This window comes from Methanobrevibacter sp., assembly GCF_045130115.1.
Taxonomy (GTDB): Archaea; Methanobacteriota; Methanobacteria; order Methanobacteriales; family Methanobacteriaceae; genus Methanocatella.
In genome coordinates, this window is record NZ_JBGUPC010000052.1 from 37,801 (window position 1) to 58,976 (window position 21,176).

21 protein-coding genes and 1 pseudogene are annotated in these 21,176 nt (G+C 35.1%); 9 read left to right on the plus strand and 13 right to left on the minus strand.

Going from position 1 to position 21,176, the window contains the following annotated elements; translation table 11 throughout:
- Positions 1–13: 13 nt before the first annotated feature.
- From hemC to ACJMML_RS08975, 5 genes are all read left to right on the plus strand, one after another.
- Positions 14–883 (plus strand): hydroxymethylbilane synthase, encoded by an 870-nt coding sequence (hemC, locus tag ACJMML_RS08955; RefSeq protein WP_405306979.1) that lies wholly within the window; start codon positions 14–16, stop codon positions 881–883.
- A gap of 14 nt (positions 884–897) precedes the next feature.
- Positions 898–1,854: a Gfo/Idh/MocA family oxidoreductase gene (locus ACJMML_RS08960; RefSeq protein ID WP_405306980.1), complete on the plus strand. Its 957-nt coding sequence runs from the start codon at positions 898–900 to the stop codon at positions 1,852–1,854.
- Between the two features lie 8 nt (positions 1,855–1,862).
- Positions 1,863–2,474, plus strand: coding sequence for an orotate phosphoribosyltransferase-like protein (locus ACJMML_RS08965; protein ID WP_405306982.1), 612 nt, complete (start codon positions 1,863–1,865; stop codon positions 2,472–2,474).
- A 94-nt stretch (positions 2,475–2,568) separates the two neighbouring features.
- On the plus strand, positions 2,569–2,955 hold the full coding sequence (locus ACJMML_RS08970; RefSeq protein WP_405306984.1) for an HIRAN domain-containing protein: 387 nt from the start codon (positions 2,569–2,571) through the stop codon (positions 2,953–2,955).
- Between the two features lie 11 nt (positions 2,956–2,966).
- Entirely contained in the window at positions 2,967–3,896 is a 930-nt protein-coding gene (locus ACJMML_RS08975; RefSeq protein WP_405306985.1) for an ARPP-1 family domain-containing protein, read from the plus strand.
- Here ACJMML_RS08975 and ACJMML_RS08980 read toward each other — a convergent pair.
- The 6 genes and pseudogenes from ACJMML_RS08980 to ACJMML_RS09005 all read right to left on the minus strand — a co-directional run bounded on the left by ACJMML_RS08980 (position 3,879) and on the right by ACJMML_RS09005 (position 8,425).
- Positions 3,879–5,552: an N-6 DNA methylase gene (locus ACJMML_RS08980; RefSeq protein WP_405306986.1), complete on the minus strand. Its 1,674-nt coding sequence runs from the start codon at positions 5,550–5,552 to the stop codon at positions 3,879–3,881. The genes ACJMML_RS08975 and ACJMML_RS08980 overlap by 18 nt on opposite strands.
- Entirely contained in the window at positions 5,549–6,112 is a 564-nt protein-coding gene (locus tag ACJMML_RS08985; RefSeq protein WP_405306987.1) for a restriction endonuclease subunit S, read from the minus strand. Before ACJMML_RS08985 ends, ACJMML_RS08980 begins: the two co-directional genes overlap by 4 nt.
- 77 nt (positions 6,113–6,189) lie before the next feature.
- A complete protein-coding gene (locus tag ACJMML_RS08990) occupies positions 6,190–6,534 on the minus strand; it encodes a hypothetical protein (RefSeq protein ID WP_405306988.1) in 345 nt (114 codons plus the stop codon).
- A gap of 431 nt (positions 6,535–6,965) precedes the next feature.
- Positions 6,966–7,481: pseudogene (gene mtrA, locus ACJMML_RS08995) on the minus strand (tetrahydromethanopterin S-methyltransferase subunit A); the annotation flags it as partial.
- A 60-nt stretch (positions 7,482–7,541) separates the two neighbouring features.
- Positions 7,542–7,832, minus strand: a complete 291-nt coding sequence (locus ACJMML_RS09000) for a hypothetical protein (protein ID WP_405306989.1) — start codon at positions 7,830–7,832, stop codon at positions 7,542–7,544.
- A gap of 74 nt (positions 7,833–7,906) precedes the next feature.
- Complete coding sequence (locus ACJMML_RS09005) at positions 7,907–8,425, minus strand: nitroreductase family protein (RefSeq protein ID WP_405306990.1); 519 nt, start codon at positions 8,423–8,425, stop codon at positions 7,907–7,909.
- Positions 8,426–8,911: 486 nt separating this feature from the next.
- On the opposite strand from ACJMML_RS09005, the gene ACJMML_RS09010 reads away from it, so the two are divergent.
- A complete protein-coding gene (locus tag ACJMML_RS09010) occupies positions 8,912–9,211 on the plus strand; it encodes a hypothetical protein (RefSeq protein ID WP_405306991.1) in 300 nt (99 codons plus the stop codon).
- Positions 9,212–9,355: 144 nt separating this feature from the next.
- Here the strand turns inward: ACJMML_RS09010 and ACJMML_RS09015 are convergent, their stop codons facing one another.
- On the minus strand, positions 9,356–9,754 hold the full coding sequence (locus ACJMML_RS09015; protein ID WP_405306992.1) for a PaaI family thioesterase: 399 nt from the start codon (positions 9,752–9,754) through the stop codon (positions 9,356–9,358).
- An 84-nt stretch (positions 9,755–9,838) separates the two neighbouring features.
- On the opposite strand from ACJMML_RS09015, the gene ACJMML_RS09020 reads away from it, so the two are divergent.
- Positions 9,839–10,321: a GNAT family N-acetyltransferase gene (locus ACJMML_RS09020; RefSeq protein ID WP_405306993.1), complete on the plus strand. Its 483-nt coding sequence runs from the start codon at positions 9,839–9,841 to the stop codon at positions 10,319–10,321.
- On the opposite strand, the gene ACJMML_RS09025 is transcribed toward ACJMML_RS09020, so the two are convergent.
- The 3 genes from ACJMML_RS09025 to ACJMML_RS09035 all read right to left on the minus strand — a co-directional run bounded on the left by ACJMML_RS09025 (position 10,305) and on the right by ACJMML_RS09035 (position 11,993).
- A complete protein-coding gene (locus ACJMML_RS09025) occupies positions 10,305–10,925 on the minus strand; it encodes a cytochrome c biogenesis CcdA family protein (protein WP_405306994.1) in 621 nt (206 codons plus the stop codon). The two genes, ACJMML_RS09020 and ACJMML_RS09025, sit on opposite strands and share 17 nt — an antisense overlap.
- Positions 10,926–11,315, minus strand: coding sequence for a thioredoxin family protein (locus tag ACJMML_RS09030; RefSeq protein WP_405306995.1), 390 nt, complete (start codon positions 11,313–11,315; stop codon positions 10,926–10,928).
- Positions 11,316–11,432: 117 nt separating this feature from the next.
- Positions 11,433–11,993 carry a hypothetical protein gene (locus ACJMML_RS09035; RefSeq protein ID WP_405306996.1) on the minus strand — a complete coding sequence of 187 codons (561 nt, stop codon included), beginning with the start codon at positions 11,991–11,993 and terminating at the stop codon, positions 11,433–11,435.
- Between the two features lie 223 nt (positions 11,994–12,216).
- Between ACJMML_RS09035 and ACJMML_RS09040 the strand changes: the two genes are divergently transcribed.
- On the plus strand, positions 12,217–15,813 hold the full coding sequence (locus ACJMML_RS09040) for a C1 family peptidase (RefSeq protein ID WP_405306997.1): 3,597 nt from the start codon (positions 12,217–12,219) through the stop codon (positions 15,811–15,813).
- A 128-nt stretch (positions 15,814–15,941) separates the two neighbouring features.
- A complete protein-coding gene (locus ACJMML_RS09045) occupies positions 15,942–16,235 on the plus strand; it encodes a hypothetical protein (RefSeq protein ID WP_405306998.1) in 294 nt (97 codons plus the stop codon).
- A 79-nt stretch (positions 16,236–16,314) separates the two neighbouring features.
- On the opposite strand, the gene ACJMML_RS09050 is transcribed toward ACJMML_RS09045, so the two are convergent.
- The 3 genes from ACJMML_RS09050 to prf1 form a co-directional block, all read right to left on the minus strand.
- Complete coding sequence (locus ACJMML_RS09050; RefSeq protein ID WP_405306999.1) at positions 16,315–17,535, minus strand: ATP-binding protein; 1,221 nt, start codon at positions 17,533–17,535, stop codon at positions 16,315–16,317.
- Positions 17,536–17,815: 280 nt separating this feature from the next.
- On the minus strand, positions 17,816–19,150 hold the full coding sequence (gdhA, locus tag ACJMML_RS09055; RefSeq protein ID WP_405307000.1) for an NADP-specific glutamate dehydrogenase: 1,335 nt from the start codon (positions 19,148–19,150) through the stop codon (positions 17,816–17,818).
- 705 nt (positions 19,151–19,855) lie between these two features.
- Complete coding sequence (gene prf1 / locus ACJMML_RS09060; RefSeq protein WP_405307001.1) at positions 19,856–21,100, minus strand: peptide chain release factor aRF-1; 1,245 nt, start codon at positions 21,098–21,100, stop codon at positions 19,856–19,858.
- Positions 21,101–21,176 lie beyond the last annotated feature (76 nt).

The following is a 21,176-nucleotide window of genomic DNA, read 5'->3' on the forward strand; positions in this document are numbered from 1 at the left end:
ATGGAGATAATTAATGATTGTTGGAACACGCGGTAGCAAATTGGCTTTAGCACAGACAAATCAAGTATGTGCAGATTTATCTAGAATAACCGGAGAATCTATTGATGTTGAAATTATTAAGACAAAAGGGGACAAGATTACAACTTCCCAACTATACAACATGGATTCAAAGGGACTTTTTACCAAAGAATTAGATATCGCCCTTTTAGAAGAGGAAGTTGATTTTACCGTGCACAGCTTTAAAGATTTGCCTACCGAACTGGACGAGGATTTGGAAATCGTAGCCGTTCCAAAACGTGAATCTCCCAATGAAGTGCTGATCTCCAAAAAAGACTGGAATGACTTGGGTCCCGGTTCAAAGCTTGGAACAAGCAGTCTCAGAAGAGAAGCATTCTGTAATCATTACAATAAAGAATTTGAACTCAAACCTATCAGGGGAAACATTGAAACCAGAATCCAGAAAGCTCTTGAAAGCGATTTGGATGCGACCATAATGGCTCAAGCAGGTCTAAAAAGATTGAATCTGACCCAATACATTAAAAATGTATTTCCGCTAGATTATATCACACCTCCTGCAGGCCAGGGAGCATTGGCAATAATTACCCGTAAGGATAGTGAAATTAAAGAGAAGATATCCAAATTAAATGATTACATTTCAATGCAAGAAGTTCTTGCAGAAAAGAAAGTGCTGGAAGAGCTGGGCGTCGGCTGCCAATGGCCAATCGGCTCCATAGCACAAATGAACAATGACAAATTTAATATTTACTCAATATTATTAACCAAAGAAGGAGAAATCCTTAAAGAGCAAAGTGAAAAGGGATCCATAAAAGATGCTGTTGAACTTGGCAGACGCATCGGAAAAATTTTCACAGATTATGTTTAAACGGAGGAATTGAATTGAAAACTATTAACGTAGGAGTTGTAGGAGTAGGTGCGATGGGTGAAAACCACGTTCGTGTCTACCACAAAATGGAAGAAGCAAATTTAGTCGCTGTAAGTGATGTAAGTGAAAGAGCACTCAAAAAAATTGAAAAGAAATACGGTGCAAAAGGTTTTACAGACTATAGCGAACTATTGGAAAATCCGGAAATAGAAGCGGTAAGCGTATGTGTGCCAACCACATTCCACCATGCAGTGGTAATGGAAGCAATCAAAAACGGAAAGCATGTACTGGTTGAAAAACCGATTGCATTTACCGTTGAAGAAGCCGAAGAGATGATTGCAGCAGCTAAGGAAGCTGGAGTTCTGCTTGCAACCGGACACGTTGAAAGATTTAATCCTGCTGTTCAAAAAGCTAAAGAACTTATTGATGACGGAGTAATTGGCGATGTCGTATCCGCATTTGCAAAAAGAGTAGGGCCACTCCCACCAAGAATTAAGGATGTTGGTGTTTCAATAGACTTAGCTATTCACGATTTAGACATTATGAATTATTTATTTGAAGAGGAAGTTACCCAGGTCTACGGCTCAATGAATTGTAGTTTTGATGACAGCGAATTTGAAGACCATGCAGAGATAATGGTTAACTTTGACAACGAATCAACTGGAATCATTGAAGTGAACTGGCTTACCCCATATAAACGTAGAGAATTGGAACTTACAGGTACTGCCGGAATCATATCTGTAGATTATATCAAACAAAGTATTGAGGTATACGGTAAATTTGCCCAAGATATTCAAATCAAGCATGAAGAACCTCTCAAAAGTGAATTAAACTCATTCCTGAATTCAGTGATGAACAAAGAAGAGCCAGAGATTACCGGTGAAGACGGACTCAAAGCTCTTAAAATGGTTATTGCTGCGAACAGATCCTCCAAAGAACATAAACCAATTAGTTTTGAACAACTCGAATAGGTGATAATGTGAAGCAAAAATTAATTCAAAAGGCTCAAGAACTAAGACAACACGGATTTACAACCGGTGAAATAGCTGATGAACTTAATGTTAGTATGGATACCGCCAGATGGTTGACTCTCCAAAAAACAGAAGAAGTAAAAGCTGAAGCACCAGTTGACTTTGCCATCAATTGGAAAAGCATTGGTGGAAATTCCACCCGTTTAAGTTACGTTTCAGGCGCTTTAAGTGACATGGCATTATCACATGGTGAAGTTGATACAATAGTTGGAATTGCAGTCAGCGGTATTCCATTCGCAACAGTAATGGCTGATTTGATTGAGGACATGACTGGATTAGACACTTCATTAGCAATTTTCCACCCTCACAAGCACAGAAAGGATGCCGATGAAAGTGATGATGAAGGTACAATCAGTACCAACTTCGGAAGCGTCGAAGGCAAGAAAGTTGTTATTGTAGACGACGTAATCACAAGTGGAAAAACCGCAAAAGAGGTAATTCACACCGTTAAAGACCTTGGCGGAGAACCAACTTGCGTTACCGTCTTAATCGATAAGGCAGGACTTTCAGAAATTGAAGGCATACCTGTTGAATCATTAATCAAAGTTAGTAGATTATAATCTACTACAATTTTTCTTATTTTTTGACCACAAATACCATTTATAAAAACCTTATCAAATAGATTGACACAAGTTAAATACAAGAGGTGAAAATATGTTTATTACAATCATTGCATTTAACAAATTTCATGGCTCAAAACCACTCAAAGTAAACGGAATAGTTAAATTAGTAAAGGAACCAGACAACAAATACGACACCGAAGCAATAGCCTGTGAAATGAGATATTTCGGAAAAATAGGCTATGTTGCAAACAGCGTCAATTCTGTAATCAAAGGATGCATGAGTTCAGGAAGGGTTTATGACAAAATTGAAGACGAATACTATGCACGAATCAAATTCATATCTGACCACAATGCAATAGCAAAAATATTGTCCTCTGATGAATTCATAGAAGAAATTGAAAATCCTGAAAGTGATGTTCATTACCTAAGTGAAAATCCTGCAGAATTGGATATCGAATACATTAAACAACACTACTGAAGATGATAAAAATGATTGCACTTGAAAAGGATATTGAACTTTTAAAGCCACAAGTACACGAAAATCTTGCGATAATTCCATTAAAAACTGAAAAATCATACATCGACCTGTTGACCCTTAAAAAAGGTCTCGAATTGGGACTGGTCGAAGTAAAGGAATGTGAAACATCCACCGTAAATACTGTAATTGTCAAAAACAATTCAGTTGTCCCATTAATCCTAATTGATGGCGAAGAGATAGTTGGAGGAGACCAGAACCGTATCGTCAATTCCACTATTCTGGTCAATGCGAAAAGCAATATGAAAATACCTGTAAGCTGCACCGAAAAGGGAAGATGGGCATACAAAAGCGAATTCAAGCAATCAAAATATATTGCAAACTACAACACCAGAAGGGCAAAGGAGTATGCATCCAGAAAACATGGTTCATATCAGAATGTCATCTGGTCATCCATCAATAGCCTGGAGATTGAAAACGATTATTCCTCTCCAACCTGCGCAATGGAAGAGAGCTATGAACACCTGAAAATAGATCATGCCAAGATAATAAAAGAGTTCAGCATTGAACCAGGTCAAAATGGTGTTCTAATCATTGTAAACGGTGAAATCATGGGCTTTGAAATATTCCTAAACCCTGAAATCTATAAGGAATTCCATGAAAAGATATTAAAAAGTTACCTTATCGACTCAAAGGTTGAAAACAAGACATTTACGATAAATGCTGATGCTGCTAAAAGCGTGATAGACAATGCACTAAATTCAACATTTGAAAAAAGAGACAACATAGGGCTTGAGGAAGCCTTTGAATTTGAAAACGACGAAGGACTTGGAACACTATACGAATATAAAGATAAAATTGTCCACTTATCTTACTTCACAAAGTTAGAAAATATTATTGAGGATGAAATTAATGATAATATCAGTTTAGAATCTGATATCTAATTCATCCATCATTTTTTCAATTTTACAATTTAAATCCTTGATATTTGACTCGATTTCCTGTTTTTCAACGATTATCTCATCAAGTGAAATGAATTCACCTTCAAAGGTATCCACATAACGGGAAACTGACAAGTTGAAAGCATTGTTTTTTATCTCATCAATTGAAATCAAATTTGAAAATTTTGGTATTGACAGTTTGTTTAAATACACATTTTCCATTTTGGCCATTGTCTTATTATTCAAAACAAGATTCTTTCTAAAGAGTCCAGGGTATGCCCTGCCGCTTCTTTGGGTTTCATAGTCGACAGCCATATCAATGAACAGAATATCTTCGTTTGATCTGTTTTTCTTAAATACGATAACCACTTCCGGCCTTGAGCGGATGATTTCATTTGGAATGCGAATGATTGTGTCAATGTAGTTTTTTTCATATGTCAAATATTTTCTAAGAATCTCCAACGAGTTTTTAAACAGGAAATTTTCAGAAATGCTTATGGCCATTATCCCATCATCTTTTAGAGAATCCACAAGATTGAGCAAAAACAAGAATTCACTTTCTTTAAGGGATTCATATTCCCCTATAAAATCTGTGCCGGACTCATCTTCAAGATTTATCTTTTCAACAAGATTTTCCAAAGCGATATTCAATTCACTATCCTGTTTAAAGGAATCTCCATCCATGCCAAAGTTATCCAATAGCAGGCTTTCAAGTTCGCTTCTTTTATTCCTTTTTGCAATTTCCCTGCTCTGATTGACATTTGATGAATAGTAATTCTTTATGGCAATAGGAATCTTAGACAATATCACATCAAAGGAGGATCCATTAATGTCAATTGAATCCATTGCATCTTCATTCTTTAAGAACACATCATTGAATGACAGATTGTTTATGAAAAATTTGATGAGAGTGTAAAAATAATTTAATTTAAATGAATCCTTACCATAACAGTACTTCAGGTCGTATCCGATGCTTTTATATAACTTCATTATGGATTCCCCATCCTTTATGAATGGGTCATACGCACTGTTGATGGTCTTTTTTTCAGCCAGAACTATTCTTGATAGAATCTGATTAATGAATTCCGGATTTGAACCGATGTGCATCAGATTAGAATCGGAAATTATATTGAATACCTCACTGAACTCGAAATCATAATCGAAAACATCAAACTGTGAAATCAGATTAATTACCTCGCCGACATTATGGATCTCTTCGCTTGTGAATTTGAATGTGTCGATTTCATTGTCTATTGTTTTGAAGAGATAATCAAAATAATCAGAATTGTGATATTCGGAACTGAACATTATGTTTTCCGGAAATATCTTTAAGAAGTCCGGCAGGAACCCAGGTTTTGAGTAGTTGCTGTTAACGACTTCCTCAATGAAAGCTTCTGAACTTTTAATATAAAAACCGTTTAATTTAAGTGAATCAAATAGAAGACGTTCCTGATAGCCCTTATCCCTGTAGGCCTCATCGATTGTAAGTTCCTTATCTCTTAATTCAAGCAGCAAAAAATCCTTTATGGTATCTGAGCAGTATTTGTACAGAAATGTGTACATTACAATGTAGTCTATTTCAGGAGGAAGTTTATAACTTCTTGATTGAGACATCAGCATTTTCAGAATCTTATAATTTATGGATTTCTTATTTTTCATGTGCCATCACCCCATAAATCATTCAGTATCGCTTCCTTAAGGTGCCTGTCATATTCAACTTGACGCAAATCCTCAAAGATCTTATCGTTAATGGTGTTTAAAAGTTTCCCATATTTCTTTTGTGTTTTTAAATCAGGAACAATAATTTGAAGTTGTTTTATCTCTTTTAGTGATGTATGAGGTATCTTGCCGCTGCCTCCAAGTTCATGGAGTTGCTTTTTAATGTGTGCATTTGTCAATAGATGAGCAATGAATTCAGGGTCATAACCCTCTTTAAGCCTTATTATAGCTATCCTGTCACTTATCACAAGATTTTCATCTTTTACACAAACAACATCATATGGATAAGTCATTTTCATCAGGACATCATTTTTCTGTGTAAAATACCTTTCCTTAATATCGCTTTTTAGAGACACCTCTTCAAAATCAGATAGTTCACCATCTCTTTTAATGGACCTTTGAACAATGATTTTGAAGTCATCTCCATTCTCATCTAAGTAACGTCTATATGATAGGCCGGAAAATATTTCGGCCATATCATTAAGTATTATCTTTTGCATGTTAATCCCTTTCAAAGAAAGTTGTTTGAAGATGGTGGTTGAATGAGCATTAGTTTTGGTGGTGAGCCAAAACTAATTTATTGGTAAAGACCGGCTACGTCATCGAGTAGCGGTGTTTCATCAGGAATTTCGGAGGGGTCTACTTTTTCAGCAGAGACTCCGCCGATAACTCCTACACTTTGAATGTTATTCTTTAACACGGCTGTTGAAGTAAGGCCTGAACCTTGTGGGGACAAGACAAACAAATCAAGAAATGTCTCATCTTCTCCAACAATGAATGCAGGTTCGATTGCTTCAGCAGACTTTGTTTGAACTTTGATTAAGATATGCTTAGCTTCGTTTTCCTCTTCAATACCAATTTCTTTTCTAATTGTTTCATCCAAGTCTTTAACTTTTTCGCTCCAATTAATATTTGGGTTCATATTATTACCTCGCTTATTTTTTTATAGTTCACCTTAAAAAACAATGGTGTGATTTTTAGTTAACAGTCAATGCATTTTTTGAAAAGTTATGCACTTTCCAATAATACATTAGTTTTCATAGTATATAAACTTAACTATTTTAATTATATTTTTCAAAAAATTACAGTTATTAAACTGTAAAATATTATTTATTTTAGGATATATATAAAGTTTTTTGTATTTTTTAAGAAAATGCAAAAAAGTGCAATATCATGGATGTGCCCACAACAAAAAAATTCAAAAAAATATGATTTAAAAAAAAGATTTCAATAAAAAAAAAAAAATAGAGCGAAATTAATCCAAAAACTGAAAAATAGAATAAAAAAATAGAGATACTGAGACAGTTATGCCTCAGATTTTTCCTTTTTGCCTTTTTTGTCAACGATGACCATTTTTTCTTCTTCCTCGTCAACTTCCATGACAATTGGGTCAGCTTCAAGTGCACCAGGATCCTTTTCAACACATTCATTGATTTTTGATTGGATTGCCCCGATGTCTTCAGTATCAATCAAATCGACAATTTCCAATTGTTGCTGGAACCTTTCAATACCTTCGAGAGGAACATTTTCAACGAATGGTATAGCTCCTATAGCACCAATAATTTTCTTTTTGTCAGGGTCTGCACCGCTCTCATATAATGCCTTAATACTTTGACCGGTAATGTGGCCTTGCACTTCAGCACCAGCCAAAATCAAGAATCTGATATTCGGATTTGATATAATATTTGCTACAACCTTTTCAATGCCTAGGTTTTCTGTTTTACATGGGCCTGCAATAGCTGCTCCTGACAATTCAGCTTCAATGTGGGAAGCAAGAGTAGTTACTGCAACTGGACTTTCCGGATCTCCTACAATATAGTCACCGCTGATTACCGGCCAACCATCTGCAGGGGCTTTTTTATCAACCATAATTGATTCCTCCTATAGTGTAATTGTGATTATATTTAAAAGAATATATAAATATTTTCATCAGTAATACAGTTCGGAAGGTTTTCCAATATATTCGAAATCATCCTTATTATCCAAGTACTTGACGCCGATGACTTTACCGTCAGGAAACTTTGTGACAACGCTCATCCCGTCATTTACATCAATAACTATCAGTTTGGTGTTTTTCTCACCAACAGCCTCAATTTTGATTATCTCATCATTTTCCAAAAGATTTGCGTCTTCAAAATCATTGCTGATATCGGTTGAATACCAATGCTGAGGCAACTTGACTCTAATGTCTAAATAATCCAATAAATCTTTAACATGCATTTTTAATCCCTCTAATTAAATGTTAATTTGAAACGTTAATAAAGATTTTGTAACTTGTCAAGGGTTAAAAGTAGCTAAACCAGGAAATGAACCTTGCTCTTATCGATGTCCTTCAGGTCATGAGCCGGAGGAATATCATCGGAATGGCCCAATGCCATGATGCCAACAATCCTATAGTGATTATCAATTTTCAGAATGTCCCTGACAAGCTCCTCTGAATCTTTTCCGTTTTTGGACCTCAAATGAATCTGAACCCAACAGCTTCCAAGGCCCAACTCTGTAGCCATCAAATGCATATATGTCAGGGCAATGGATGAGTCTTCAATCCAGGTATCCGCCACCAAAGTGTCTGCAACCACTACAATAGCCTTATCGGCACCTTTGATTAAATCAGCACCATGATCTTTAGCATTTGCCAAATCAATCAAGGTTTCCTTTCGCTCCACCACCATGAAATTGCATGGCTTGCGGTTCATGCTGGTCGGTGCAAGAAGAGCGGCATGGAGAATCATTTCCAATTCTTCCTTTGTTACCGGATCATCATTGAATTTCCTTGTACTTCTTCTCTTAAGCATAACATCTATAAGTTCCATAGTAATGTTTTTAGAAAACTAGATAATTATATGTTGTGATGTAGATACTCGAAAGAATATTTTTAAGAAAATAAATACCTATTGAAAAAAATGAATACAAAATAAATTAAAATACAATATAACTCTGATACCATTAGTTTAATCGATTGAACTTTAAATTAAATGGGCAATTAAAAATTGGTTAAAAATCATAGAAATAAATGTTGCGACTAACAACAATTAGTGTTGCATAAAAAAATTCGAAGTTACGGCAGTGCAACTCCGAATTTGCTATTTTTCACGACTTGTTAATCAGTCACTTTATAGTTATTGATTTCATCATTAATAAAACAAATGGTTTTTGAAATCAAAACACCATACAAAAAACAATATTTATATTGACTTAAAATAATTATAAATCAATTATAATATTGAAATAAGTCCATACATAGATTTAAAAGTTATTATATTAATAATAACTAATTACAAAAAGATTTGGTGAAAAATATGCAATATAAAAGCAATATTGATTTTGAAAATATAATGCGCATGAATGAAATTGCAGAGGTTTATGAAATGACAAGGCAAAATAAAAAAGCTGAAACTTACCACATAAACATCATAAAACTCTGTGACAGAAATCCAAAAAATGAAAAACTACTCCAATACAAAATACACTCCCTGAACCAACTAAACAAACCCTACAAATCCCTTGAAACAACAAATGAACTGTTGAATCTGAATCCAAATAGCCTAATAGCATTGTTCAATATCATTAAATTCATAAGGGAGACTTCGTATGTTTAAGCGAAATACCCTTGAAAAGACCGTTGAATACTTCAGAAAAGCAGATGTATAAATCCCACAAGCACAGAAATTGTAAAGCACAAGGAGTTATTTAGGCTCCTTGACGCGTGAAAAAAATGATGATTTGAGTTTGGAAAAACTCACTTATAATTTGAATCCGGTTCCAACAAACTGGGCAACATCGCGTCCGATATCATCAGATACATTGACTATTACGATTGAAGATGTGCGTCCGCTTTTACGGCATGTTGCCTCGGCAATCAGCTTTTCGCCTTTAGGGGCAGACAGATAATTGATGCTTACCTGCTGGGCGACAGTAAGCTGGTGTATCTGATTTGACAGAACTGCAAATGCAAAATCAGCCAATGTGAATATCACACCACCCATAACTCCCCCATAAGCATTTTTATGCTCGTCAGTTATCTTTAAGCTACAGATTGCCTTGTCTTCTGTCAACTCATCCAATGTTATACCTGCATTTACTGCAAATTTGTCATTATAAAAAAATTCCCTTGCGCTTTCCACTGTATCATAATTTGCCATAATTACACCAACTATCTATTTATCCCTCATCATTATTAATTTTTCTACAAAATAATTTAATCAGGAACTCTAATAAATTAACACATGACAGACTTGACTTTTGAAATTGCCCAAAGAAAAGATTCACTTTTAATTTTGGAGTACATCAAAAAACTTGCAGATTATGAAAAAAGATTGGATGAAGTTGTCGCAACTGAAAGCGACATTGAAAAATGGGTCTTTGACGAAAAACAGGCTGAAGTGATATTTGCTCTTTTAGATGGAGAAGTGATTGGCTTTGCCCTGTATTTCTTAAGCTTTTCCACATATATCGGAAATGTGAACATGCATCTGGAAGACCTTTTCATTGAAGTGGAACACAGGGGAAAGGGATATGGAAAAGCCCTTCTGAAGGAACTTGCAAAGATTGTAATCGATAGAGGATATGGCCGCATGGAATGGACCTGCCTTTCCTGGAACAAGCCAAGCATAGAGTTTTACCACTCCATCGGATCCGAAAGGAAAGACTGGGAACTTTTCCATTTCAAAGGAGATGCTCTTGAAAGATTCGCTAAATCAACACTTTGAATGACTCCCAAAACAGATAGATTGCTCCAATAATTATCAGAATGGCAAAGACTTTGGGAATGTATTTTGTTTTTCCAATCAGCTTTTCGAAATTTATCTTTGAAATCAGAAGGCTTAAAACGAATAACGTCAAACCGAAGCCTAAACAGTATAAAAGTATATTGAAAACCGCATACAGTCCGTCGCTGGAAGACACTAAAAGAGTTATGAGAGAAATCAGATATGCGCTGTAGCACGGTGCCCAGGAAATTGATGTTATGAATCCCAAAACAAATGAACCGACAATCCCCTTACTCGCTTTCGGCAATTTAACACTGAAACTAAATGAATAGTCAACAAGCATCAGAATTCCGATTAAGAGAAGAAGAACAGCCGATAAAATCCTTATATAAAAAAGGTATTGGTAAACAATGGATGTGAAAAATCCTGTCAGGAGTATTATAACTAGAAAAATGCTCAGTAATCCAAATGTGAATGAAATAATTTCACTTTTTGACTTTGTCTTCAGGCTGAAAGCTACGAATATGGGGATTACCGGCAGGATGCAAGGAGACAATATTGAAATTACTCCTGTAAAAAAAGAAATCAAAGGAACTATTTCCATTTATATCTCCTTAAGTTCCTTTAAGAATTCGTCAGCCTCGACATATCCCTGAATTTCATGAATAACCTTGCCGCTAGGTTCAATGAACTTGATTATGGGAGTTCCATAAACCCTATATTTATCGGCGAATTTAGGATTTTCATTGATGTCAACCAAAAGGAAGACATAATTTTCATTCAACTGCTTTTGAACATCAGAATTGCTTAAAACATTACTTTTCAGCATTTCGCAGTAAGCGCAACTGGCCTGATCGAAGAATATGGCTACAGACTTGTTTTCACTCTGTGCCGCATTCATTGCCAAATCAATGTCAGTGGTCATGTTCAATCCTGGAATGGTGCTGTTTTCAAAATCTGCACTATACACTGCAGGGGCCAATGCAAGCAACATGATGGCCATTAAAATAAAGACATATTTTCTCATATGGAATAATCTAAAAATAATTGTTTATAAAGTTATTTCATGACTTTCTTTGAGCACATACAAAACATCCTAAAAAATAAGCAGTTATGCCAAATAACCGTTTTTCTGGAAATGGTCTTCCATTTTAATATAGAACTCCTCGATTGTGAAATCAAAATTGGTATTGTATGACTTATAAGCCAGCTCGCAATCCTTTTTTAAATTGAATCTGTAATCTGGGCATTCCTTGAAAAATTCTTCAAAACATATTTTGGAATTTTCCGGGAAAGGAACATCTGCAAAGGAAATCTTTTCTATTGACATTTTCATGGCACATGTAAGAACGGTCAGCTGGATAGCAGAAGCATAGGCATCATAATACTGGCCATAATCCAGATTGACATTGAAATATATCATGAAATTGATCATCACATGGGAAACCCAAATTAGGGAATTGGGCTCAAATTTTTCCAGCTGCAAATCGGTGAACTTGAAAATTTTATCTTCCATGCTTTTTTCACTGTTGTCGTTGCAGAAGCTTACAAACTCATCAAATGAATAATTTGTCAAATATTTAGTGTAAGCGTCCTTAATCTCATCATCACAGGGATATTTGGATATCTTTTTCAAATCTTTTTGCCTTAAAACTCTTGGATAGGAAAACATCAAAATCAATTAATATATTGGATTTCATTAAATTAATAATTTCCTAAATGTTAACTCAATTTCTAGCGAAGCAATTTTACAAGCTCAAACAATGCCTAAAATTAAATATGACATATATTTTATACCCCGAAACACAAATATTATAAATGTATAAAAATATGGAGGAAAAATATTGAAATTTCATAAGATAAGTATAATCTTTCTATTTTTATTGATAATGACGATGGGAGTTGTCTGTGCTGAAGATGCAAATCAGACAGTTACAGACACATTGGAGCTCGACGACACACAGGATGTTATTTCCGAAGCTCCTGAACTGTCATATGTTAATTTATCACAAGAGATAAATGAATCATCTGATTCAATAACGTTAGAAAACGATTATAAATATAATAACGAAACCGACAAAAATACAAAGTATATAGAATTTAAAAATAAAGTTTTCACTATTGATGGAAATAATCATGAAATCGATGCCGACGGCAAAACTTTCATGTTTAAAGTGAATGGCGGAAACTTAACATTGAAAAATCTTGTATTGAAAAACACCAATAACACTGCAATAGAATTGCGGAATGGTATACTGACCACCATCAACGTCACATTCATAAATACCCATTCTCAGGATGTAGGAGGTGCAATATATGCCTACAAAAGTACATATTACAGTACCAACGATAAATTTACTGACAATTACGCTAAAGATGTGGGAGGCGCGATATATGCCCGTGATAGTGAATGTTACATTACCAACGATAAATTTACTGACAATTACGCTAAAGAGGGAGGATGTGCATTATTCACATCATCCGCTAAAATGCATATAAAAAATGCAACATTTACTAACAAAAATCCTGTAACATGGAGTTTGATTTATGGATCAAGCAGTGTTTTAAATATTTCAGAAACTACTTTTGCAAACGTTACCTCAAGATATGCAACTGCAATATATAACAGCGGTTCCACAACAATATCAAGATCAAAATTCATTAACTTACTTGCAAATATGACTGGAGGAGCCGTTGCAGTAAAAGCGCAGAATGAACAAAAATATACTGAATTAGCAATTATTGACTGTGAATTTATAAACGTCACTGCCAAAAGAAATGGTGGAGCCATCTTTGCAGATATCGCAGCAAACAGTAATACTTTAGGTAAAGGTGGTGTTATAATCAATAATACCCTGTTTGACAAAAACACTGCAGAATTTGGAGGAGCACTAGTTCAGCTGGGAGGAACACTTTTAATATTTAACTCCACTTTCACAAACAATAATGCATCTGAAAACGGTGGAGCCATCTATGCATCATGGACAGGAGTATCCATTAAGAACAGTACCTTTACAAACAATAAGGCACGAGAAGTTGACGGATGCGGCGGAGCTGCATATCTTGACTATATCAAAGGTGCATTTATTACCAATTCCACATTTACAGATAATTCTGCAGGTAAAGGTGAAGCGATTTACAGTTATTCCACAATGTACATGATTGATAACACACAGTTCAATAACAATAATATCTTCACCAGATTCGATGCTGAAGGATGCCGCATAACAAACTGCGGAGAATACAACGCCACAATAGACGACAGAAATATATCTTATCTCATAAGATACAACGGAGACCAAATTATATTGAATCCAAAGCCTATTCCAGGCTCCGCAGCAGATTCCTACTTCAATCTAAACGATCATGGATTGGTCACTGGTGTTAAAAACCAGGGTTCAATGGGTTCATGCTGGGCATTTGGAGCTGCAGGCGCATTTGAATCATCATACCTAATCGCAACAGGAATAGAACTTGACATTTCCGAAAACAATATCAAAAATCTCTGTCTGCCGTTTACAGAATACGGACAAACCGGTACAACAGAAGCCGGAACCATGTTTATGGGCGCTTCATACTTTGTAAGCTGGTTAGGGGCAATCAACACAACAGATGATGAATACGATGAGCTTGGAAAAGTTTCTGCATTACATTACAGTCCTGCGGAAGTCCACACAGTAAACGCTGTTTTAATAAACATAAAAGACAAGAATGCCATTAAGCAATTCTTGACAAAATATGGTGCAATGAACCTTTTCGTATACGGTGCAGATTCAAGCGATCCATCCTACAGTAAGGTGTACAAGTCAGTTTACAACAACAAATACGAAGGAAACCATTACGTGACATTAGTCGGATGGGACGATAACTTTTCAAAATACAATTTCTCAACTACAGCTCCCGGCAACGGTGCATGGATTTGTAAAAACAGTTGGGGAGATCAATGGGGAGATGGAGGATTCTACTATCTTTCCTACTACGACAAATCATTAGTGGTTGATGCTGTGGGATTCACTTTTGACAATGTGGAGCACTATGAAACCCTTTATCAAAATGAAGTCATCGGAAGGTACGACTTTTTAGACGACTACGATGGATACGGACAGCTATATACCAGCGAAAATGGAGACATAATTGCAGCAGTCGGAACCTACTTTGAAACCGCAGGCAGCCCATATACCATTTCAATATATGTCAATGAGAATTTTGTTTACAGCCAAAGTGGAAAATCAAGCCATAGCGGATATGAAACAATTAAATTGAACAAATACATTGCAGTTGATGAAAATTCAACCTTTGAAATCAGAATAACTACCAATTCAATGCCAGTTGCTGAATATACAAGAAGCATTTATGTGCCTAAGGTGAATTACGGAATCCAAGAGGGCAAAATAGTTAGCCTTGCAGAAAAAAATATTATTGCTCCGGTTAAGGTATACACCTATCACAACAGCCTGATTACCAGAAACATCCTGAAATATTATGGTCCAAATGAAACAATATTTACAGTCTACAATGTCACTGGAGACAGCATTCAAGCAAGCTTCAACAATAAAAATCTCACCATACCAATCATCGGCAATACAGGAAACATTTCATTGGGAGTTTTACCTGCAGGAGAATACCTTGTAACCCTAAACTACAACAATATAACTTTCTCAACTCCAGTAGTGATAAAAACAAGTATTTTCAGCAATGATGAAACAAGTTTGACACTGGGATACAATGCAGGCGGATCTTTTGCTGTGCAGTTCTTTGATTCAGATGGAAACATTCTCGCAAATACCCAAGTATCTGCCAAATATGATAATCAAGAACTTTCCGGTGCAATAACAAATGGTAAAGGTATACTAAGCATCGACATCAGCCCTAAAAATGCAATCGGAAAACACTACATTGACTATGTAAATCCAAAAACCGGCGAAACCTTAAGAATTACAATTAATGTCGTTTCCAGATTCTCTGGAAATTCAAACATTAACATGTACTATTACGACGGACACACCTACAAGGTACGTGTAAAAGGAGACGACGGTAAGTTCGTGGGCAAAAATCAGATTGTGACCATTAAAATCGGCAAAAAAACCTTTAAGGTAAAAACCAATGCCAACGGATATGCAATCTTGAAGATACCTTCCAAAATCACTCCAGGAAAATACACAATTTCCGCAACATACAAAGGCCAAACCGTTAAAAACAAATTGACAGTAAAACAGGTATTGAAAACCACAAAAACAGTTAAAGTCAAAAAGTCAGCCAAAAAACTTGTATTGAAGGCTACCCTCAAGAAAGGAAAAACAGCCATTAAAGGCAAAGTCATCAAATTCAAGGTCAAAGGCAAAACTTTCAAGGCAAAAACAAACAAAAAGGGTATCGCTAAGGTAACCATCAAAAAATCAGTCCTCAAAAAACTCAAAGCCGGTAAAAAATATGCAATCAAAGTGAGCTACTTGAGTGATGTTGTAAAAGCAACCTTAAAAGTTAGACGTTAGAGATTTAAATCTCTAACTCCATATTTTTTTATTAAAACATTACACAAATTATAATAATTAAGAAAACATAATATTTTAATGATTTATTTTTTAAAACTTCTTTTAAAAGAAAATTAGGAGAGAATATCATGATCAGTGATGAAGAAAAACAGAAAATCAAAGCGGAGATAGTGGAGAAAATAAACTCAGTTCTGGAGAAAAACGGTGAATCATTCAGGCTGGATAATGTAAACATCCTGAAAACTAAAGAGACAGTTAAATTCATGGGAAACTACAGGGTTTATGACAGAAAAAATTACGACTCCGTCTCAAGAGAGATCAACACCTTTTTAAAGCAATACGGAGATGTTGACATCAAATCCAAAAAAATCAGGGACAACGGCATGAAATTTACCGCCGTGAGTTTCAACTTTGAACTTTGAAAATTTCATTGATTTAAAAAGAAACGAGGAAATCTATAGGATTCCTTGTGCAGGAAACAGGCGATACCACCCTACCGTTCTAAATTTCATCATCCAATAAGAAATCAATAATGTTTTTATGCTTAATTCCATTCTGGGACATGTCGAATTCATCCATGCTTAAAACATAAGCATCATACTTATCCGGAACATCCATTAACGGTGAAAACTCTCTTTCGATTGTTTCAGGTGACGACAAGAGGTATGCTACTTGAACATATATCTTATTGGCATGTTTTTCACAGACAAAATCGATTTCCTTATTGCGTATCTTCCCAATCTTTACAGAATATCCCCTTCTCACCAATTCGTTGAAAACAACATTTTCCAAAATCCTTCCTAACCAGTTATTGTTATTGTCAACCAATGCATGGTGGAAACCTTGGTCTGTCAAATAATATTTCTCTTCAGTTTTTAGTATTTTTTTGCCTAAAATATCCTGGCGCCTTACCCTTTTGCAGAATAGGGAGTCTTTAAGATACTCCGTGAAGTTTGAGATGGTATTACGAGTTGTTCTTTTGTTTTCACTTTTTAGATAGTTTGTAATGCTTGTTTTGGAGAATGTTTGTCCTGTGGAATTCATTAGGTAATGTGAAAATCGTTTAAACAAGTCAATTTCATTTATGGTGTATCTTGAGAGAATATCATGAACAATTATTGAATCATAAATGTCTTGAAGAGCATTTATCTTTGTATCGTCATCTCTTATTGGAAGCAATCCCGGCATCCCCCCAAATAAAAGGTATTGATTAAACTGTTCTTTTACTGATTCATTGTCTAATTTCACATTGTCAATTTCTTGACGGTATTGCAATACCTCTTTAAATGAAAACGGATACAGATTGATTTTAATGTATCTGCCAGCAAGAAGGGTAGCCAGCTCGTTTGACAATAGTTTTGAATTGGATCCTGTAATGTAAATGTCACAGTCAAATGATGCCCTATATGAATTGACGGATTTTTCCCATGATTCAACCTGCTGAATTTCATCAAAAAGAAGATATACTTTACCATCAAGATTTTTAGTTAAATTCAATACGGTTTCATCCAACTGTTCGGAAGTGAAAATATTTTTATATTCAACCAACTCAAAGGAGATATAGATTATGTTTTCTTTATTGATTCCCTGATTTTGAAGTTCTTCCATGATGCTTTTTAGCAAAGATGTCTTTCCACACCTGCGAAGTCCTACAATTACTTTTATGAAATCTGTGCCAATGATCTGGCGAATTTGATCAAGATACATTTCCCTTTTAATCATTTGTTCCACCTTGAATGATATTACATATATTAATATTAAATTACTGCAGTATATAATGCTTTCTATAGAAAGCATTGTTAACTTTTTAATAAAAAATGATTTCTATATAAATCATTATAGTAAAAATTATTTAATAATGCATTTGATAAAAATCACGATATAATATATCTTAAAAAATTATTAAAAATTTTGGAAGTGCGACTTTACACAAAAACCCAATTTAACAAAAAAGGGATTATAAAAAAATGAATCTAAAAAAAGAAAAAATAAACAAGGACATCTATACGATGCCTTGTGCGTTCATAGCGTCAACTACTTTCTTGAATCCTGCAATGTTTGCTCCTGCGACATAATTTTTGTCCATGCCGTATTCTTCAGCAGCAGCTGCAGCATTTTCAAAGATGTTTTCCATAATGGTTTGGAGTCTGCCATCAACTTCTTCGAAAGTCCAGGATAATCTTTCTGAGTTTTGTGACATTTCTAAAGCGGAAGTTGCTACTCCACCAGCGTTGGAAGCTTTACCTGGTGCGAATAATACGCCGTTTTCCTGTAAGTATTCGGTTGCTTCGATAGTGGTTGGCATGTTTGCTCCTTCAGCAACAGCTAAAACGCCGTTTTCAACTAGGATTTTAGCATCTTCTAATTGCAATTCGTTTTGGGTTGCGCATGGTAATGCGATGTCACATTTGATAGTCCATACACCTTTGCCTTCGTGGTATTCTGCGGAAGGTCTTGCTTCAGCATAAGCGGTTAATCTTTCACGTCTTACTTCTTTAATCTCTTTGAGCAATTCAACATCGATTCCTTCTGGGTCGTAGATCCATCCGGTGGAATCGGAACAGGTTACTGGGTTACCGCCTAATTGTTGTGCTTTTTGGATAGCGTAAGTAGCTACGTTACCTGCACCAGATACGACAATGGTTTTACCTGCGATATCAATATCATTTGCTTTTAACATTGCATTTGTGAAGTATAATAAACCATATCCGGTAGCTTCAGTTCTTGCAAGAGAACCTCCGAAAGATAATCCTTTACCGGTTAATACTCCTTCGTATAATCCTCTGATTCTTTTGTATTGTCCGAATAAGAAACCGATTTCTCGGCCACCTACACCAATATCCCCTGCAGGAACATCAGTGTCAGCACCAATGTATTTGCATAATTCGGTCATGAAACTTTGACAGAATGCCATGATTTCCCTGTCAGATTTTCCTTTAGGATCAAAGTCGGATCCACCTTTACCTCCACCGATTGGAAGTCCGGTTAAGGAGTTTTTGAAGATTTGTTCGAAACCTAAGAATTTGATGATTCCGAGGTTTACTGATGGGTGGAAACGTAATCCGCCTTTGTAAGGTCCGATTGCTGAGTTGAACTGTACTCTGTAACCGGTGTTTACTTGTACTTGACCGTTGTCGTCTACCCATGGAACACGGAATTTGATTTGTCTTTCTGGGTTGGTTAACCTTTCAAGAAGTGCGTTTTTCCTGTATTCTTCTTCGTTTTCTTCAATTACTACCCTTAAGGATTCTAAAACTTCACGAATAGCTTGGTGAAATTCTGGTTCTGAAGGGTTTTGTTCTATTATAGTTTCAATTACTTCATCTACGTATGACAAAATTATTCCTCCGAATAAAATTATAAAAATTATATCATTAATATTTAACAATATAGTTAATTATTTGCACTTCCTCATATTTAAATATTATTCAATTTTTATTAAAAATAAATCAATATTATTCATAAAAATTAAGATATATATTATACAAATTATAAAAAATATAAAAACAACTATTTTACTTTTTAAATCTTTTCAAAAATTTTTCTACAATCGACAATAAAAATTATTAATACATAAACAAAGTCGGAAAGTATCTTCCACCATAAAATTTCCGAAGAATTGAAAAATTCAAATGTTCTGGAAAATCACATGTTGCACCCAAAAAACCGAACAAAAAAGAAAAATACAAAAAAATTTTAAACAAAATTATATAGAAATTTAAAAACCATATTCCTTTATATACCATAATTTACAAATCAATATTTAAAAATGGGCAAAAATTAATTTTTAATAAACAAAGTGATAAAATATGATAAGCAAAAGTCAATATCAAACACTTAAGGAAAATTATCTGACCAAAAACAGGAGCATGCATTCATTATATGTGGAGATAAACAAAGAGAATACCGTTCCCAAACAGATTTTTTTCAAAATGATCAACCAGATACGCCAAGAAGAAGGTCTAAGCGAATATTATACAAAAAAAGAAAAAAGAAAAAGTGATATTATAACACATTTGGACAAATCGCCAAAATGTTATAATTAGCGTTCAACGTAATACCTGAGTATTGCTCCAATTCCACCGAATGCACGGAACAGCTGCATGCCTTCTTCAGTTTCAGTAGAAATGAACTCAACATCAGTATTCATTTCTTCAGCCTTTTCCACAAATTCATCAACCAAATCCATGGAAGACTCTTCTTTTAAAACTTCATTACAGTTAGGGCATCTTTCCTCAAGATTATCGGCTTCAGATTGGGTTTTGACTGTGATTTCCTTTTGGGTTCCACAGTTCGGACAAGTGAATACCTTGCGCATGCTAGTCAAATCTTCAGACAAGAGCAGCACATCAACAGCGCCGATAATCAAGTTGTTTCTAACTTCATCCTCACCATAGGAGTATAATCCTTTGTCTTTTCTTAATTCCTGAATAAATCTTTGAACAAGTTTCTTTTCCTGCATCACATCAAGATTTGCCAAATCATCAGCAGATTTTGCAATAACTTCACGGATACCCTCTTCACCAGTGTAGGATGTGTCAACTATAGTCATGACTTTGTCTTTAAGCTCATATTGAAGGTAATCCCCCTCATAGAAATCCTTTTTGGTAAAACCTGGTCCTCCAATAATGATTCCTTTCAAATCATCCTTCAAAGGCAGGAATGCCTCGTTCATATGATCTCCAATACGCTTTAAGAACTGGTGAGCAAGGTCTTCGATAACACGGTCAAACCTTCTTTGGGACTGTCCTCCAGCCTTATGCTTTCCTGGAACTCCACTAGTCAAATGCCCAAGAATGGTTTCCCTCTTACCTTTCAATGTAGCGTAGGTAGCTTCATTCCTATCAATTACTGCCACACCATAAACATCATGCTCTTCAATCATGTATTCAAGAGGTTCTAGGAAGAACTCATTGTTACATTTATACCAGTAAGTCTGAACAGGTTCCGGCGGTTCCAAAATATATTTTTCCATCTTTTCAGTTCCAGGACCGCCTTTAGGAATCATACCCACAAACAGGACAATACCATTTTCAGGAGGCTGTTTGTATAGTTTTATGCTCTCCAAAATAACCGCAATTGCAGACTGTACATTTTTTCTTGTCTGTTTACTCTTAATGTTAGCACTTTGACCCATTTCATCTCTCATGTGCTTACCGACATCACTCAATTGTTTGGATGGTGGGATGTAAACGGAAACAAGCTCAGTACCTCTGCCTCTCTTATTTGCCAATTCTTTTAATGTCTTTTTAAATTCATATAATTCTTTTGATGATACTCCGGACATGTTATCCCTATAATAATTAAATTAATATAATAGTATAAATTATATAATTACAAATATAAATAATTAATGAAAAAAC

Bases quoted from the DNA above. Each gene is read 5' to 3' on its own strand.
- ACJMML_RS09015 (WP_405306992.1), bottom strand. From the start codon at position 9,754: ATGGCAAATTATGATACAGTGGAAAGCGCAAGGGAATTTTTTTATAAT.
- ACJMML_RS09035 (WP_405306996.1), bottom strand. From the start codon at position 11,993: ATGTTTTCCTATCCAAGAGTTTTAAGGCAAAAAGATTTGAAAAAGATA.
- ACJMML_RS08975 (WP_405306985.1), top strand. From the start codon at position 2,967: ATGATTGCACTTGAAAAGGATATTGAACTTTTAAAGCCACAAGTACAC.
- prf1 (WP_405307001.1), bottom strand. From the start codon at position 21,100: ATGTCCGGAGTATCATCAAAAGAATTATATGAATTTAAAAAGACATTA.
- ACJMML_RS09020 (WP_405306993.1), top strand. From the start codon at position 9,839: ATGACAGACTTGACTTTTGAAATTGCCCAAAGAAAAGATTCACTTTTA.
- ACJMML_RS08990 (WP_405306988.1), bottom strand. From the start codon at position 6,534: ATGAACCCAAATATTAATTGGAGCGAAAAAGTTAAAGACTTGGATGAA.
- hemC (WP_405306979.1), top strand. From the start codon at position 14: ATGATTGTTGGAACACGCGGTAGCAAATTGGCTTTAGCACAGACAAAT.
- ACJMML_RS09000 (WP_405306989.1), bottom strand. From the start codon at position 7,832: ATGCATGTTAAAGATTTATTGGATTATTTAGACATTAGAGTCAAGTTG.
- ACJMML_RS09030 (WP_405306995.1), bottom strand. From the start codon at position 11,315: ATGTTGCTTGCATTGGCCCCTGCAGTGTATAGTGCAGATTTTGAAAAC.
- ACJMML_RS09040 (WP_405306997.1), top strand. From the start codon at position 12,217: ATGGGAGTTGTCTGTGCTGAAGATGCAAATCAGACAGTTACAGACACA.
- ACJMML_RS08985 (WP_405306987.1), bottom strand. From the start codon at position 6,112: ATGCAAAAGATAATACTTAATGATATGGCCGAAATATTTTCCGGCCTA.
- ACJMML_RS09005 (WP_405306990.1), bottom strand. From the start codon at position 8,425: ATGGAACTTATAGATGTTATGCTTAAGAGAAGAAGTACAAGGAAATTC.
- ACJMML_RS09010 (WP_405306991.1), top strand. From the start codon at position 8,912: ATGCAATATAAAAGCAATATTGATTTTGAAAATATAATGCGCATGAAT.
- ACJMML_RS08980 (WP_405306986.1), bottom strand. From the start codon at position 5,552: ATGAAAAATAAGAAATCCATAAATTATAAGATTCTGAAAATGCTGATG.
- ACJMML_RS09045 (WP_405306998.1), top strand. From the start codon at position 15,942: ATGATCAGTGATGAAGAAAAACAGAAAATCAAAGCGGAGATAGTGGAG.
- ACJMML_RS08970 (WP_405306984.1), top strand. From the start codon at position 2,569: ATGTTTATTACAATCATTGCATTTAACAAATTTCATGGCTCAAAACCA.
- ACJMML_RS09025 (WP_405306994.1), bottom strand. From the start codon at position 10,925: ATGGAAATAGTTCCTTTGATTTCTTTTTTTACAGGAGTAATTTCAATA.
- ACJMML_RS09050 (WP_405306999.1), bottom strand. From the start codon at position 17,535: ATGATTAAAAGGGAAATGTATCTTGATCAAATTCGCCAGATCATTGGC.